This window comes from Streptomyces sp. NPDC096311 (assembly GCF_044763085.1).
In the GTDB taxonomy this organism is placed as follows: Bacteria; Actinomycetota; Actinomycetes; order Streptomycetales; family Streptomycetaceae; genus Streptomyces.
In genome coordinates, this window is sequence record NZ_JBIWFN010000005.1 from 502122 (window position 1) to 517635 (window position 15514).

Here is a 15514-nt window from a genome sequence, read left to right on the forward strand (position 1 = left end):
TGATCCCGCACAACCGATCGCTGTATTGATTGTTTCAGCATAATAGGTTATCTATTTAAGAGGAATAGCGTCGAGCCAGGGGCGGGCTGACATGGGACTGCTGGACGGCCGGAACGCGGTGATCACCGGTGGCGCACAGGGCATCGGCTTCGAGATCGCCGGTGTCCTCGGCGCCGCGGGCGCACGTGTCGTCCTCGGCGACATCAACGAGGATGCCGCGGCCGAGGCCGCCGAACGCCTCGCCAAGAACGGCGTGGCCGCCACCTCGCTGCGCTGCGACGTCACCGACGAGGACGAGGTCGCCGCCCTCGTGGCCCACTGCACCGACACCTTCGGCCCGGTCGGCGTCATGGTCAACAACGCCGGGATCACCCGGGACGCGACCCTGCGCAAGATGCACCTCGCCGACTTCCGTGCCGTCGTCGACGTCCACCTGACCGGCGCCTGGAACGGCACCCGGTACGCCGCCGAGGCGATGCGGGCGCACGGACAGGGCGGCAGCATCGTCAACATCTCCTCCATCGCCGGCAAGGTCGGCAACTTCGGCCAGACGAACTACAGCGCCGCCAAGGCCGGACTCGTCGGCCTCACCAAGGCCTCCGCCAAGGAACTCGCCAAGGCGGGCGTCCGCGTCAACGCCGTACAGCCCGGCCTGATCCGCACCGCCATGACCGAAGCGATGCCCCCGGCCGCCTGGGACGCGAAGCTCGCCGAGATCCCCCTGGGCCGCGCGGGCGAACCCGCCGAGGTCGCCCAGGTCGTCCTCTTCCTCGCCTCCGACATGGCGAGCTACATCTCCGGAGCCGTGGTCGAGGTGACCGGCGGCCGGTACATGTGACCCCCCTTCCCCTCCTTCTCACGAAAGGCACCACGGATGCCCGCCCTGTTGCGTGACGCGGTGATCTGCGAACCCGTGCGTACCCCCGTCGGGGGCTACGGCGGAGTCTTCCGCGACGTCACCGCAGCCGAACTCGCCGCCACGGTCGTCCGCGCCGTGCTGGAACGCACCGGCATACCGCCCGCCGCCGTCGACGACGTCCTGCTCGGCCAGTGCTACCCCAACGGCGAGGCACCCGCCATCGGCCGCGTCGCCGCCCTGGACGCCGGCCTCCCGGTCGAGGTACCCGGACTCCAGATCGACCGCCGCTGCGGCTCCGGCCTCCAGGCCATCATCACCGCGGCGATGCAGGTGCAGACCGGAGCGAGCGACCTCGTCCTGGCCGGTGGCGTCGAGTCCATGAGCCAGGCCGAGTTCTACACCACCGGCGTCCGCTGGGGCGTACGAGGCGCCGGTACCACACTGCACGACCGGCTGGCACGCGGCCGTGTCACCTCCGGCGGCGTCAACCACCCGGTACCCGGGGGCATGCTGGAGACCGCCGAGAACCTGCGCCGCGAGTACGCCATCCCCCGCGAGGAGCAGGACCGACTCGCCCTGCGCTCGCACGAGAAGGCCGTCGCGGCCCAAGGGGAGGGCCGGTTCGCCGACGAGATCGTGCCCGTCACCGTACGGTCCCGCAAAGGCGACACCATCGTCGACACCGACGAACACCCGCGCCCCGACTCCTCGTTGGACAAGCTCGCGAAGCTGCGTCCGGTGCTCGGACGCCAGGACCCGCAGGCCACCGTCACGGCCGGCAACGCCAGCGGGCAGAACGACGGCGCCTCGCTCTGCGTCGTCACCCACCCCGAACGCGCCGCCGAACTCGGACTGCGCCCGCTGGGCCGTCTGCTCTCCTGGGCCGTCGTGGGCGTGCCGCCGCAGACGATGGGCATCGGGCCCGTACCCGCCACGGCCAAGGCCCTGGAGCGCGCGGGGCTGAAGCTCGCCGACATCGACCTGATCGAACTCAACGAGGCCTTCGCCGCCCAGGTGCTGGCCTGCACCCGTGCATGGGGCCTGACCGAGACCGACTTCGAGCGGTTCAACGTCAACGGCTCCGGCATCTCACTGGGCCACCCCGTCGGCGCCACCGGCGGCCGCATCCTCGCCACCCTGCTGCACGAACTCGACCGCCGCCAGGCCCGCTACGGCCTGGAGACCATGTGCCTGGGCGGCGGACAGGGCCTGGCAGCCGTCTTCGAACGGACCGGCAACGACACTCCTGGAGGACGCTGATGCCCGGACTGATCGCGTACGGCGTCCACGTGCCGTACCACCGCCTCGCCCGCGCCGATGTCGCGGCCACGCTGGGCACACCGGCCGGACGCGGCACCCGCGCGGTCGCGGCCTATGACGAGGACACCACGTCCATGGCCGTCGAGGCGGCCCGCACCGCGCTGGCCCGCGACTGCCTGCGCCCCCGCGTCGGCCAGCTCTTCCTCGCCACCGCCGCACCCGCCTACCTCGACAAGACCAACGCGACCGCCGTCCACGCCGCGCTCCGCCTCGACGAGCACGTCCTCGCCGTCGACATGGCGGGCTCCGTACGCTCCGGACTCGGCGCCCTGGTCACCGCAGCCCGCTCCGCCGTGCCGACCCTGACCGTACTGTCGGACCTGCGCACCGGGCTGCCCGGCGGCAGCGACGAGGTCGCGGGTGGGGACGGCGCGGCGGCGTTCGTCTTCGGCGGCCACCGCAACGGCGCGCCCGTCCTGGCCGAGCTGCTCGCCCACGACACGGTCAGCGACGAGATCCTGGACCGCTGGCGACTGCCGGGCGCGCCCGCCTCCCGGGTCTGGGAGGAACGCTTCGCCGAGGAGATCTACGTCTCCCTCGCCGACAAGGCGCTCACCGCCGCCCTCGACCAGGCCGGGCTCGATCGCGGCGCCATCGACCACCTCATCGTCTCCGGCCTGCACGCGCGCGCGTGCGCCGCCGTCCGTCGGGCGGCGGGCACCCGTCCCGAAGCGGTGACCCCGGACCTCACCGCGGCGATCGGCAACGCCGGCACCGCCCAGCCCGGCCTGCTCCTCGCCGACGTCCTCGACCGTGCCGCACCCGGCGAGACCATCGCCCTCGTGGTGCTCGGCGACGGCGCCGGAGTCCTCCTGCTGCGCACTACCGACGCGCTACCGGCCCACCGCAGCACCCGCCCGGTCGCCGACCAGATCGCCGCCGGCAGCGCCCCGATGCCGTACGCCACATACCTGTCCTGGCGCGGCCTCCTCGACCGCGAGCCACCCCGACGCCCGGACCCCGAGCCGCCCTACGCCCCGCCCGCCCACCGCCGCACCGCCTGGAAGTACGGCTTCGTCGCCGCTCGCTGCGAGAAGTGCGGCACCCGGCATCTGCCGCCGGACCGGGTGTGCGCCTCCTGCCACAGCGTCGACGCCATGACCGACGAACCGATGCAGCACGTGCGCGGCACGGTCGCCACGTTCACCGTCGACCGGCTGGCCCACACGCCCAGTCCGCCGATGCTCGTCGTGGTCGTCGACTACGACGGCGGCGGCCGGTTCCGGTGCCAGCTGACCGACGCGACCGAGGCGGACGCCGTCATCGGCGCCCGGGTCGAGATGACGTTCCGGCGCACGGTCACCGCCGCCGGCGTCCACAACTACTTCTGGAAGGCCCGGCCGGTGCGCACCGGCGGCGAGAGCGAGGAGACACACGGATGAGCTCGCACGGAATCCGGGACCGGGTCGCGATCGTCGGCATGGGCTGCACGCCCTTCGGCGAGCACTGGACCCGCTCGACCGACGACCTGCTGATCGACGCCGTCGGCGAGGCCGTCACCTCGGCCGGCATCACCCTCGACGACATCGACGCGTACTGGTTCGGCACCCAGGCCTCCGGCGTGTCCGGACTCACCCTCAGCCGGGCGCTCCACCTGCCGGGAAAGCCGGTCACCCGCGTCGAGAACATGTGCGCGACCGGCTCCGAGGCCCTGCGCAACGCCTGCTACGCCGTCGCCTCCGGGGCGTACGACGTGGCGATGGCCGTCGGCGTGGAGAAGCTCAAGGACTCGGGCATGTCCGGGCTGTCCGGCACCGCCATCCCGGGCGCAGGCGACGACAGCCGCGGGGAGATCACCGCCCCGGCGAACTTCTCCCTCCTCGCCCCCGCGTACGCGGCCAAGTACGGACTGGCGGACGACGAGATGAAGGACGTCATCACCCGCATCGCCTGGAAGAACCACGTCAACGGAGCCCGCAACCCCCGCGCCCAGTTCCGCAAGGAGGTCCCGCTGGAGCGCATCCGGTCCGCCCCGATCATCGCGGGCATGCTCGGCGTGTTCGACTGCTCGGGGGTCTCCGACGGCTCGGCCGCCGCGATCGTCGTACGCGTCGAGGACGCCTACAAGTACACCGACAAGCCGATCTTCGTGAAGGCGCTGTCCTTCGTCGCCGGACCCGCGGACGGGCTCCTCGACCCGGAGTACGACTTCACCACCTTCCCCGAGGTCGTCGCCTCCGCCCAGGAGGCCTACCGGCAGGCCGGCATCACCGACCCGCGCGTCGAACTCGCCCTGGCCGAGGTGCACGACTGCTTCACCCCCACGGAGCTGGTGCTGATGGAGGACCTCGGTTTCGCCGACCGGGGCCAGGCGTGGAAGGACGTCGCCGACGGGGCCTTCGACCTGGACGGCGCGCTGCCGGTCAACCCGGACGGCGGGCTGAAGGCCTTCGGCCACCCCATCGGGGCCTCCGGCCTGCGCATGATGTTCGAGGCGTGGCTGCAGCTGCGCGGCGAGGCACCGCCCGAGCGGACGGTGAAGTCCGTGGCCCAGGGGCGTTCACTCGCCCTGACCCACAACCTCGGCGGCGGACCGGGCGAATGCGTCTCCTTCGTGTCGGTCGTGGGCAGCGAACTCACCGACTAGGAAAGGAAGTTCGCCCATGGGACGACTCGTCGACAAGATTGCCGTCGTGACCGGCGCCGCCTCCGGCATCGGCGCGGCAACCGCACGCCGCGTGGCGGCCGAGGGCGCGCACACGGTGGTCGCCGATCTGAATCTCGACGGTGCCAAGACGGTGACGGAGGAGATTCGCGCTGCCGGAGGCTCCGCGACGGCGGTCCCGGTCGACCTCGGTGACGTGGCGAGCGTACGCGCGATGGTGGCCGCCGCCGTCGACACATACGGCGGCCTCGACATCCTGCACAACAACGCGGCGGCCACACATCTGGCCGCCCGCCAGGACCTCGCCGTCGTGGAGGCCGACCCGGCGGTCTGGGACGACACGATGCGGATCAACCTCCGCGGCACCATGGTCGCCATCCAGGCCGCCGTCCCGCACATGATCGCCCGCGGTGGCGGCTCGGTCATCAACACCTCGTCCGGCTCCGGCCTCGCGGGCGACCTGCGCAACCCGGCGTACGGCGCCTCCAAGGCAGCCCTCATCAACCTCACGCAGTACGTCGCCACGCAGTACGGCAAGCAGGGCATCCGCTGCAACGCCATCGCGCCGGGGTTCATCGTCACCCCGGCGAGCTCCGGCTCGGCGCACGGGGCGATCCGGGAGGCGATGCTGCGCCATCACCTCACGCCGCGCCTGGGGGAGCCGGAGGACGTGGCCTCGGCGGTCGTCTTCCTCGCCTGCGACGAGTCGGCCTTCATCACCGGGCACACCCTGCGCGTGGACGGCGGACTGTTGTCCCACCAGCCGTACGTCGCGGATCTGCGCGACGCCTGAGACCACGAGCAGGGCCGGAGGCGCTTCCCGCACGGGAGGCGCCTCCGGGCCGTTTCAGGACACCGTCTCCGGCTCCAGGTCGCCCAGGTAGGCCGCCCGCACCGCCGGATCGCGGCGCACCTCCTCCGGTGTGCCGGCGCAGATCCGGCGCCCGAAGTCCAGCACGACGACCTGGTCGCAGACGCTCATGACCATGTCGACGTCGTGCTCGACGAGCAGGACTCCCATGCCCCAGTCCTCGGCGAGCCTCCGTACCAGGTGGGCCAGCTCCTGTGTCTCGTCGTCCGAGAGCCCCGCGGCCGGTTCGTCGAGGAGCAGCACGGACGGCGAGGCCGCCACCGCACGGGCGATGGCCAGCAGCCGCCGCTCCCCGTACGACAGGTCGCCCACCGGCCGGTCCAGACTGTCCTGGAGGCCGAACTCCTGTACAGCGACGCGCACATGGGAGGGCAGCGGGCGGCCGCCGGGGCGGATCAGGTCCGTGAGCCACGCCCATCGGCCGGGCCGGTCGCAGGCCGCGTACAGGTTGTCCAGGACCGTCATGTCCTCGAACAGTTCCAGCGACTGGAAGGACCGGGTCAGTCCCGCCGCGGCCCGCCGGTGCACCGGCAGCCGCGTCACCTCTCGGTCGCCCAGGCGCACCCCGCCGGACGCGGCGGTGAAGCCGGTGACGGCGTCGATGGCGGAGGTCTTGCCGGCGCCGTTGGGCCCGATGAGCCCCACGACCCGGCCCGGCTCGACGTCCAGCGAAAGCCCGTCGACGGCGACGACACCGCCGTAGCGCACGGTCAGATCCCGCACGTGGAGAGGGAGCGGTGCGGCGCGGGGTACGTTCGGCGCGGCTGTTTCCTCCGCTGCTGTCCGTGCGATGTCCGTCCGGATGCTCGCGGGGTGAGCGCGCTTGGGGAACAGCCTGCGTCGGATGCCCTCCGTCTGTCTGCCGACGTCCTTCGCGATGCCGTCCTGGTTGCCCACCAGGGTCAGCACCAGGATGGTCCCGCCGATCAGCGGCATCCAGTCGCTCAGCCCGGGCAGCACCAGGTCCCCGAAGCGCGCGCCCACCGTGCCGGCGGCGAAGGTCGCGCCGAAGAGCGGGCCGGCGAGGAAGCCGACGCCGCCGATGACCGCGAGCCCGAGCGCGGTGATGGAGTCGAAGGAGGCGAAGTCGGAGAAGACGACCGAGGTCGAGCGGAAGCCGGTGAGCACTCCGGCGAGCGCGGCGACGGCCGAGGACAGGCCGAAGGCGTAGAGCTTGGCCGCGCGGACGTCGATTCCGAGGGCGGCGGCGGCCCGCTCGTTCGCCCGTACGGCGATCAGTCGGCGGCCGGTGCGGCTGCGCCGCACGTTGGCGACCACGAGGGCGGCCGCGACGAACAGCACGAGTACGACGGCGGCGTAGCGCTGCGGATGGTCGATACCGGAGATGCTGATCCCGAAGAGGGTCTGCTCGCCCACCGCGATGCCGTCGCTGCCCGGGGTCGTCGACAGGTCGGTGTTCTGGAAGACCATCGCCTCCAGTGTGGTGCCGAGCCCGAGGGTGATGATCGCGAGGTTGACGCCACGGGTGCGGACCGCCGGGAGCGCGAAGAGCAGGCCGATCGGGATGGTCCCCAACACGCCCGCCAACAGGGCGAGTTCGAACGGCCAGCCCCAGTCGGCCGCCGTGTGCCCCGCGATGAAGGCGCCCGTTCCGGCGAGGGCGTAGGCCGCGAGGGAGACCTGTCCCGCGTAACCGGTCACCACGACGATCGACAGGATGATCATCGACAGCACCAGCGTGTTGGTGATCGCGTCGGCCCACAGTGGTGTCGACAGGCTCACCAGCAGCAGCCCGACCGCGACGGCCAGCGCCAGCGGCACGGGGCGCACCCTGCCGGTGCCAAGGGCGGGCAGTCGGTCCAGGAACGTGCCGCGCAGCGGCAGTGCGCGGCCGCGTGCGACCAGTACCAGGGCGATGAAGAGGAAGGGCACGGAGGAGGCGAGGCCGGTGACGTCGGAGCCGAAGCGGGTGAGTTCGGACTGGACGATCCCGATGACCAGCCCGCCCGCCAGCGTGACGGGGAACGACGAGAACCTGCCGACCAGGGCGGCGGCCAGCGCGCTCAGCAGGAGGGTGGTCAGGCCGGTGACCGACAGGCCGATGACCGGCACGATCAGGATGGCGGTCAGTCCCGCGAGCGCCGAGCCCAGGGCCCAGTTGCCGGTGGCGATCAGATCCGGGGACCAGCCGAGCGAGGCGGCGGCGCCCTCGTTCTCCGCGACCGCGGTCGTGCCGAGGCCGAACAGGGTGCGCTTGTAGAGGAGATGGAGGATCACGGTCACGAGGACCGCGATGCCGAGCAGCCAGAGACGGTCCTCGGAGACCGTCGCCCCGGCGATCGTCAGCAGCCGGGTGGGCAGCTTGCCCGGCACCAACTGGAGGCTGTCGCCGTAGCGTTTCACGGCAATCGCGGTGAGCACGATGAACACCGCCAGCGTGGCGACCAGCCGGGCCAGCGTGGATGCCCGGCGCAGCGGGCGAAGCGCCAGCAGATGGGTGAGGACACCCAGCAGCGCGGAGGCGAGGACCCCGCACCCGGTTGCGGGCCAGTACGGGACGCCGTGCTCGACGGTGAGTTCCCACTGCACGTAGGCGCCCGCCATGCCGATCGCGCCGTGCGCGAGGTTCAGCACCCCGGAGCCCCGGTAGACCAGCACGATGCCGTGCGCGGTGAGCGCGTAGAGCGCACCGAGCCCCAGGCCGAGCAGTGCGAAACGCAGGACGTCGTCCATCGGGGAACCTCCCAGAGACGAGGCGAGACAGTGCATTCATTTAAATAATTGTGCCGAGAGTACTTCACTAACCTCAAAACGCACCCCATGCTGTTCGGCATCTCGACGTCGCCCATTCGGGCGCGAGCCCCGCGGAGGGACCATGAACGACTCACGCCGACGCACAAGTGCCGCAGCGAGCTGTCTCGCGGTGACCGCAGTCCTGCTTGCCGCCGGTTGCGGGGGCGAGGCGGCCGGCAGTTCGACGGAGACCTCCTCCCTGAAGGGCACACCGGTCAAGGTGATGGTGTGGAACCCGGAGGACACCCAGGGCAGCGCCCAGCCCGGGGTCCGGCTCACCGCCCAGGCCTACGAGAAGTGGATCAACGCCAACGGTGGCATCAAGGGCGGCCCGCTGAAGGTCATCACCTGCAACGAGAAGAACGACCCCGATGAGGCGGAGAAGTGCGCCCAGCAGGCGGTCGCCGAGAAGGTGGTCGCGGTGGTCGGCTCCTACAGCCTCGCCGGCGACCGCTACATGCCCATCCTCCAGAAGGCCGGCATCCCCTACATCGGCGGAACCGGCGTCTCGGCGGCCGAGTTCTCCAACCCCCTCTCGTTCCCGGTCAACGGCGGCACCCCGGCGGTGTTCGCTGCGCACGGGCAGCAGCTCGTGGAGGACGGCTGCAAGGAGATCTCCGGCGTACGGTACGACCTCGCGGCCGCCGCCATCGTCTCCCAGTTCCTCACCCTCGGCGTGACCTTCGCCGGCGGGGCGGCGCCCAAGGACCTCAAGGTGCCGGTCACCGCCACCGACCTCGCCCCGCAGGTCGCCGCCGCGACCAAGGGCAGCGACTGCGTGAGCGTCATCCTGGGCACGCACTCGGACCTTTTCGTGAAGTCGTACGTCCAGTCCGGCGCCAAGACCAAGCTCGGCAGTGTCGTCGGCAACCTCACCCCGGAGCTGGCCGAGTCCACGGGCGGCAGCGGCAGCCCGCTGGAGGGCGCCGCGATCACCGGCTACTACCCGCCGACCGCCGACGCCGTGTGGAAGGACTTCGTCCAGGCCGCCAAGGGCACGGACATCGACACCAGCAACGGCGCGAACGAAACGACCTGGGTGGCCTTCAAGGTCCTCACCGAGGCGGCCGGGAAACTGCCGGCGATCTCGTCCAAGGCCCTGGTGCAGGAGCTGAACACCACCTCGGGCATCGACACCGGTGGTCTCACTCCGCCCCTGACCTGGAAGACGTCGACCGCCCTGCCCATCAAGGGGCTGGACCGCATCCACAACACGACCGCCACCGAACTCACCATCCGCGACGGGAAGATCGAGTGGGCCAAGGAGGGGTCGACCTTCGTCGACGTCCGCAAGGTGCTGACGGCGAAGTCGGCCGGCTGACCGAAGGAGAACGGCCGTGCATGACACCGGACCACCCCTGATCGAAGCCCGCGCCCTGTCCGCCGGATATGGCACCCAAGCCGTCGTACGCGATCTCGACCTGGAGGTCCGCCCGGGCGAGGTGGTCGCCCTGCTCGGCCCCAACGGCGCGGGCAAGACCACGACACTCCGGGTGCTCTCGGGCGACCTGACCCCGATGGGCGGCGAGGTCCGCTGGCTGGGTGACACCAGCCGCGCACCGCTGCACCGCCGTGCCCGCCAGGGCCTCGCGTACGTCGGAGAGCGGGCGGTCTTCACCCGGCTCGACACCGCCGACAACCTGCGGGTCGGCCGGGTGGCGACCCAACAGGCCCTGGAACTCTTCCCCGAACTCGAAAAACGACTGAAGACCGGCGCGGGCATGCTGTCCGGCGGCGAGCAGCAGATGCTGTCGCTGGCCCGCGCGCTGGGCCGCGCCCCCAAGCTGCTCCTCGCGGACGAGCTGTCCCTCGGTCTCGCACCACTCGTCGTCGACCGTCTCCTGCGCGCGGTGCGCGAGGCGGCCGACCAGGGCCTCGGCGCCCTGCTGGTCGAACAGCACGTACGCAAGGTGCTGGACATCGCGGACCGCGTGTACGTCCTGCACCGCGGCCGCATCACTATGACCGGCACCCCGCAGGAACTGCGCGGCAACCTGGACGCGATCGAGTCGTCCTACCTCGCCGAGAAGACAGGGGCCGAGAAGACAGCTGCCGTAGCGACGGCCGAGGAAAAGAAGTCGTACGCAACTGAATGAGGTGGATGCCGTGGAAAGCGCACGCGAGCAGATCCGATCCCTGGTTCTGTCCGGCGACCCGTTCGACCAACCCGGAGCGCAGACAAGGGAGTTGCAACTCGAAGCCGCACGGGAGGCTTTCACTGCCCACCGCGAGCGCATCCCGCTGCTGGGCACCCGGGCGCAGGAGACCGGCGTGCACGAGATCACCGGTCTCGACGACCTCGTGCCGCTGCTGTTCTCGCACACCAGCTACAAGTCGTACCCGGTCTCCCTCATCACCAGCGGCCGGTGGGACCGGCTCCTGCGCTGGTACACGACCGTGTCGGCGGTCGAGCCGGGCGACGTCGACGTGGACGGCGTACGAGACATCGACGAGTGGACCGACCGCATCACGGCCGCAGGCCACCGTCCGTACATCACCAGCGGCACCTCCGGAAAGGTGTCCTTCCTCAACTGCGCCGCGAGCGACCTGGATTTCCTGCACGACATCCTGGAACACCTCACCTGCTGGCCCGACCCGCTCCCGCCGAAGCCCACCCGCCGCGGCTACCTGCTCGCGCCGGCGAGCGGCCCGATGCGCTCCATCGACGGCTTCCGATGGCACGCGGACGTCTTCGCCCGGCCCGAGGAGACCCGGCTGCTCACCGAGGACCCGATGCGGGTCTCCGAGCTGATGAGCAGCGCGCTGCTGCGCCGCCGCATGGCGGAGGGCACCGCTACCCCGCAGGAGATCAGCTCCTTCGAGACCGCTTCCCAGGACCGCGAGGAGGAGCTGGGCGCGGCCGTCGCCCGGATCGTCGACGACATCGCCGCCCACCGCGACGAGCCGCTGCTGATCGCCGGGATGAACAACCAGCAGTTCACACTGATCCAGGCACTGCGGGCCCGAGGCGTGCCCGACGGGAGCCTGCACCCCGACACCCTGGTACTGAGCGGCGGCGGCAACAAGGGACGCGCACTGCCCGACGACTACCAGGCACAGTTCGCCGCCTTCTACGACGGCGTGCGGCGCGTCCGTAGCTACGGCATGACGGAACTCCAGGGCTCCTGCCTCGCCTGCGAGAAGGGCAAGTACCACGTACCGCCGTGGGTGATCCCCCTCGTCCTGGACGAGCCCGGCGAGACGCTCCTGAACGCCGAACACGGCGTCGTCGAGGGGCGATTCGCCTTCCTGGACGTCTCCCTGGAAGGCCGCTGGGGCGGACTTATCAGCGGCGACCGCGTCTTCGTGGACTTCTCGCCGTGCGACTGCGGCCGAGCCGGCCCCGTCGTCCTGCCGGACATCCAGCGCTACGGAGACCTCGGCGGCGACGACAAGATCACCTGCGCCGCGACACTCGACTCCTATGTGCGGGGGATGATCCACGGATGACGCCCACGACACTCGACGGCACGGCGGCGAATGCAGTGGCCGTCGTCCACGTGATTCGCGGCGAGGTCGACGCGGGCCCGCACACCGCCCACGGCCGCTCGGACGCCGCCTTCACCGCACCGGCACTCGACCTGGACCGCCTCGTGTGGCCCCGCACCGAACCGGGCCCGGCTTTCCACGTGCCCGTGGCGGAGATCATCGACCTGCTGGTGGAGACCGGCGAGGCTCTCAAAGTGGACCGCGAGGGGCTGCTCGCCGAGGCCCTGGACCGCATGGTCCAGGTCAGCCCGCTCCCTGCGGAGGTGCTGCAACGCGCCTATGCCGTCCTGTGGCGTAGCTTCCAACGCCCCGGCCTGTATGCGCAGATCGACCATGAACTCGGCGGTGCGGACGTGCTCGACGGCTGGCGCGAGATGCGGCTGCCCGAGAACCGGATCGCGGCCACCCGCGCGTTCCCGCCGCGCCTGGTGCACATCATCGCCGGCAACGCACCCGGCGTCGCCGCGATGTCGGTCGTACGAGGAGCCCTCACCAAGGGCGTCAACCTCCTCAAGCTGCCCTCGAACGACCTGTTCACGGCGACCGCGATCCTGCGCACGATGGCCGCTGTGGCTCCTGGCCACCCGGTGGTGCGCTCGTTCTCCGCCGCGTACTGGCGCGGCGGCGACGAGACGGTGGAGGGCGTGCTGTTCCGCCCGCAGTTCTTCGACAAGCTGGTCGCCTGGGGAGGCGAGTCCACGATCCGCGGGGCGCTGCGGTACGTCGGTCCGGGGTTCGAGCTCGTGTCCTTCGACCCCAAGACCTCCATCTCGCTGATCGGCTGCGAGGCGTTCCACTCGCCCGAGTCGCTGGCCCTGGCGGCCGACGTCGGCGCCGCCGACGCCACGTTCTTCAACCAGCAGGCCTGCGTGGCCAGCCGCTTCCAATTCGTCGAGGGCTCGCAGGAGGACGCCGACCGGTATGCCGCGCTGCTGTGCGAACGCCTCGGCGTCGCCCGGGAGTTCAGCTCGGCCGGCGGCCCGCGGGTGGCCCCGGAACTCTGCGAGGAGATCGACGTGCTGCGCTCCCTGGCGCCCGACTACCGGGTGTGGGGCGGGTACGACGGTCGGGGCCTGGTCATCCGTTCTCCGGAACCGGTGGACTTCCATCCCGACGGAAAGATCGTCAACGTCGTCCCGGTTGCTGCCCTGTCCGAGGCCGTCCCACACGCCGGGGTCGCCACACAGACGGTCGGCGTCTACCCCGACACCCGCAAACCGGAACTGCGCGACGCCCTAGCCTGTGCCGGAGTCCAGCGCGTCGTGTCCCTCGGCAGAGCGGGCGGCATGCAACCGGGTCTCTCCCACGACGGCTTCTACCCACTGCAACGGCTCATGCGCTGGGTGAACGACGAGTGATGCCCAGGGGATCGCGGAGTTCTCGCCCCAGCGGACCTGGATGCCGTGCTGAACGGCCTGCAGGTGAAGTGGTTGCTGAACGAGGACCGCGACATCATCGGACCGCTCCACCAGTTCCTGGACCTGATCCTGCTGCCCGCCGATGGGCCTGACGCGACCGGCACGTCGGAGTAGCCCGTCTCCGGAACTGCGCTGCGGCAGCCCGAAGACCAGGTCGGCGTCGTGACGAGCCGGCGCCGGTCCCTCTCACGTGAGTTCGAGTACTCCTCTGCGGACCGCCTCCGAAACCGCAGCTGCCCTGCTGTCGACCCCGAGTTCCCGGTAGATGCGCACGAGGTGAGTCTTGACGGTGGCCTCGCTGAGCAACAGGGACTCGGCGATGGCACGGTTGCTGTGGCCGTCCGCCGGACGACGTCCTTCTCGCGCTCGGTCAAGTCCGCTGCGGGAAAAACGACTTGGCCGACCAGGTCGCCGATGAGCTCTGGCGCGATGCCCAGGCCGCCGCCCGCCGCACCGGGTACGGCGCGGAAGAGTTCCTCGGGCGGCCCCGCTTTGAATACGTAGCCGCGTGACCCGGCCTCCAGCGCGCGGACGACATCTGCGCGGTGGGAGTAGCTGGTGAGTATGATCACGGGAATACTCTGAGCCGCTGCGGTCAGCCGACGGACCGCTTCGATCCCGTCGATGCCGCGGCCGGGACCCGCGAACCGAAGGTCCATCAGGGCGACGTCGGGTGCGTGCTGGAGGGCCAGGCGAACCGCCTCCTCGCCGCTGCCGGCCTCCGCGATCACTTCGAGGCCCGGTTCGCCTTCCAACAGGGCCCGTAGCCCGGCCCGTACCGCCGCGTGGTCGTCTGCCACGAGCAGGCGCAGCGGGGCGTTCGTCATCACACCATCGCCGCGGACGCCAGCAGGGCTGGGCTGGACCACGCGCTGGTGGGTACGGTCGCCCGGACCCGGGTGCCACGCCCGGCGCGCTGCCCATTTCAAGATCACTGCCGTGGTCCCGCAGCCGCGCGCGGATCAACCAGGCAACCGCCGAAGTGATCATCGCGGAAACCGGCGGCGACATGACCCGCTTCGCCTCCGCCAAAAACCTCGCGTCCTGGGCCGGAGTCTGCCCCGGCCACCACGAGTCCGCCGGCCGCACCAAGAACACCAAAGTCCGGCCCGGCAACCCCTACCTCAAAGGTGCACTCGGACTCGCCGCGTTCGGCGCGGTCAGAACCAAAGACACCTACCTCCAAGCCCGTTACCGGCGGCTGGCCGCCCGCCGAGGCCCGCTGCGGGCACTGGTCGCCGTCGAGCACTCGATCATCACCGCGATCTGGCACATGCTCACCGACCACGTCGCCTATCACGAACTCGGCAGCGCCTACTTCACCCAGCGCGACCCCGGACGCGCCACCCGCCGGGCCATCAACCAGCTCAATCAGCTCGGCTACACCGTCACCCTCAACCCGAGGGAGAACGCAGCCTGACCGGCAACCCGGAGACCCGGCGGTCCTCCGCGGCCACCGGGCACCCAGCGCGCCCACACCCACCCTGACCAGGTTCTATTCACGCGTCAGAAAGGTGCGCTAGCTGTACCACTGGTTCCTGGCGAAGGCGGTCATGTGCGGCATGGCGTCTGGCTCCCGTCTCTGTGGCGTGGCGTCATCGTCTGCAAGGGCCTCGCAAGGCCGCAATACCGCTTCCGTCTCACGGAAGCGCACTTCGAAGTTGCCTGCTCAGACGGGCTACTTGCTCGCAAGGGCTGGTCTCGAGCAACGGCGAAGGCATCGACCCCGTTCGGGGTCATCGATAGCGCCTTGCGTCACTCCGCGCACGGGTTTTGCCGAAGCGCACACGGACGAAGCCCGCACGAAGATCTTCAAAGGCATCCCCGACTTCACCGACATCACCCCGGCGCTCCAGCTCTCCGGCGTCTTCATCGACGAGAGCTGAGGGGTCGGACCGCCGAGACCGGGACGGGGCCTCTCGCCAGGAACCACCCTCAGGGGAGAGCTGCCAGGCCTACGCGGGCCGCTCCGGTCCTCCCCGTGCAAGGGAGGGCCCGGGACGTGGCCCATGTCCGAGGCCGCGCACCAGCAGCCCCGGGACACACTGCTCTGCCGGTGCGCCGACGGTGGTGCGCACGGCGGCAACGTATGCGGCCACAGCACTAGTAGGACTCCGTTAGGTTGCTCTGGCTCTGAGGTTCTGGCTGGTGGGGGATGTTCTGGGCAGGGGGCGGTGGCAGGTGGTGCAGGTGCCGGT

The 15514-nt window shown here is 70.8% G+C and carries 11 protein-coding genes and 2 pseudogenes; 11 read left to right on the forward strand and 2 right to left on the reverse strand.

Features of this window, described 5'->3' with window-relative positions:
- Positions 1-91: 91 nt before the first annotated feature.
- Genes fabG through ACIRA5_RS16545 form a run of 5 tightly spaced genes read left to right on the forward strand, consistent with a single transcriptional unit; the run spans position 92 to position 5577 of the window.
- Positions 92-838, forward strand: a complete 747-nt coding sequence (gene fabG / locus ACIRA5_RS16525; RefSeq protein ID WP_403691300.1) for a 3-oxoacyl-ACP reductase FabG — start codon at positions 92-94, stop codon at positions 836-838.
- 36 nt (positions 839-874) lie between these two features.
- Positions 875-2119, forward strand: coding sequence for an acetyl-CoA C-acetyltransferase (locus tag ACIRA5_RS16530; RefSeq protein WP_403691301.1), 1245 nt, complete (start codon positions 875-877; stop codon positions 2117-2119).
- Entirely contained in the window at positions 2119-3561 is a 1443-nt protein-coding gene (locus tag ACIRA5_RS16535; RefSeq protein ID WP_403691303.1) for an OB-fold domain-containing protein, read from the forward strand. The genes ACIRA5_RS16530 and ACIRA5_RS16535 overlap by 1 nt, the downstream gene beginning before the upstream one ends.
- Positions 3558-4766 (forward strand): acetyl-CoA acetyltransferase, encoded by a 1209-nt coding sequence (locus ACIRA5_RS16540; RefSeq protein ID WP_403691304.1) that lies wholly within the window; start codon positions 3558-3560, stop codon positions 4764-4766. Before ACIRA5_RS16535 ends, ACIRA5_RS16540 begins: the two co-directional genes overlap by 4 nt.
- A 16-nt stretch (positions 4767-4782) precedes the next feature.
- Positions 4783-5577, forward strand: a complete 795-nt coding sequence (locus tag ACIRA5_RS16545) for an SDR family NAD(P)-dependent oxidoreductase (RefSeq protein WP_403691306.1) — start codon at positions 4783-4785, stop codon at positions 5575-5577.
- Positions 5578-5631: 54 nt separating this feature from the next.
- On the opposite strand, the gene ACIRA5_RS16550 is transcribed toward ACIRA5_RS16545, so the two are convergent.
- Entirely contained in the window at positions 5632-8349 is a 2718-nt protein-coding gene (locus ACIRA5_RS16550; RefSeq protein ID WP_403691308.1) for an ATP-binding cassette domain-containing protein, read from the reverse strand.
- A gap of 142 nt (positions 8350-8491) precedes the next feature.
- Here ACIRA5_RS16550 and ACIRA5_RS16555 point away from each other — a divergent pair, with 142 nt between their 5' ends.
- From ACIRA5_RS16555 to ACIRA5_RS16575, 5 genes are read left to right on the forward strand one after another with little or no spacing between them, the layout of a single operon-like run.
- A complete protein-coding gene (locus ACIRA5_RS16555) occupies positions 8492-9730 on the forward strand; it encodes an ABC transporter substrate-binding protein (protein WP_403691309.1) in 1239 nt (412 codons plus the stop codon).
- A gap of 16 nt (positions 9731-9746) precedes the next feature.
- Positions 9747-10505, forward strand: coding sequence for an ABC transporter ATP-binding protein (locus ACIRA5_RS16560; RefSeq protein WP_403691310.1), 759 nt, complete (start codon positions 9747-9749; stop codon positions 10503-10505).
- Positions 10506-10515: 10 nt separating this feature from the next.
- Positions 10516-11859, forward strand: coding sequence for a hypothetical protein (locus tag ACIRA5_RS16565; RefSeq protein WP_403691312.1), 1344 nt, complete (start codon positions 10516-10518; stop codon positions 11857-11859).
- Complete coding sequence (locus ACIRA5_RS16570; RefSeq protein WP_403691314.1) at positions 11856-13256, forward strand: acyl-CoA reductase; 1401 nt, start codon at positions 11856-11858, stop codon at positions 13254-13256. Before ACIRA5_RS16565 ends, ACIRA5_RS16570 begins: the two co-directional genes overlap by 4 nt.
- Before the next feature lie 45 nt (positions 13257-13301).
- Positions 13302-13430, forward strand: a complete 129-nt coding sequence (locus tag ACIRA5_RS16575; RefSeq protein WP_403691315.1) for a hypothetical protein — start codon at positions 13302-13304, stop codon at positions 13428-13430.
- Positions 13431-13502: 72 nt separating this feature from the next.
- Here the strand turns inward: ACIRA5_RS16575 and ACIRA5_RS16580 are convergent.
- Positions 13503-14143: pseudogene (locus ACIRA5_RS16580) on the reverse strand (response regulator).
- Positions 14144-14286: 143 nt separating this feature from the next.
- Here ACIRA5_RS16580 and ACIRA5_RS16585 point away from each other — a divergent pair.
- Positions 14287-14736 (forward strand): annotated as a pseudogene (locus tag ACIRA5_RS16585) (transposase); the annotation flags it as partial.
- Between the last annotated feature and the right edge of the window lie 778 nt (positions 14737-15514).

Excerpts from the sequence above, each read along its gene's own strand:
- fabG (WP_403691300.1), top strand. The coding sequence starts at position 92 with ATGGGACTGCTGGACGGCCGGAACGCGGTGATCACCGGTGGCGCACAG.
- ACIRA5_RS16530 (WP_403691301.1), top strand. The coding sequence starts at position 875 with ATGCCCGCCCTGTTGCGTGACGCGGTGATCTGCGAACCCGTGCGTACC.
- ACIRA5_RS16535 (WP_403691303.1), top strand. The coding sequence starts at position 2,119 with ATGCCCGGACTGATCGCGTACGGCGTCCACGTGCCGTACCACCGCCTC.
- ACIRA5_RS16540 (WP_403691304.1), top strand. The coding sequence starts at position 3,558 with ATGAGCTCGCACGGAATCCGGGACCGGGTCGCGATCGTCGGCATGGGC.
- ACIRA5_RS16545 (WP_403691306.1), top strand. The coding sequence starts at position 4,783 with ATGGGACGACTCGTCGACAAGATTGCCGTCGTGACCGGCGCCGCCTCC.
- ACIRA5_RS16550 (WP_403691308.1), bottom strand. The coding sequence starts at position 8,349 with ATGGACGACGTCCTGCGTTTCGCACTGCTCGGCCTGGGGCTCGGTGCG.
- ACIRA5_RS16555 (WP_403691309.1), top strand. The coding sequence starts at position 8,492 with ATGAACGACTCACGCCGACGCACAAGTGCCGCAGCGAGCTGTCTCGCG.
- ACIRA5_RS16570 (WP_403691314.1), top strand. The coding sequence starts at position 11,856 with ATGACGCCCACGACACTCGACGGCACGGCGGCGAATGCAGTGGCCGTC.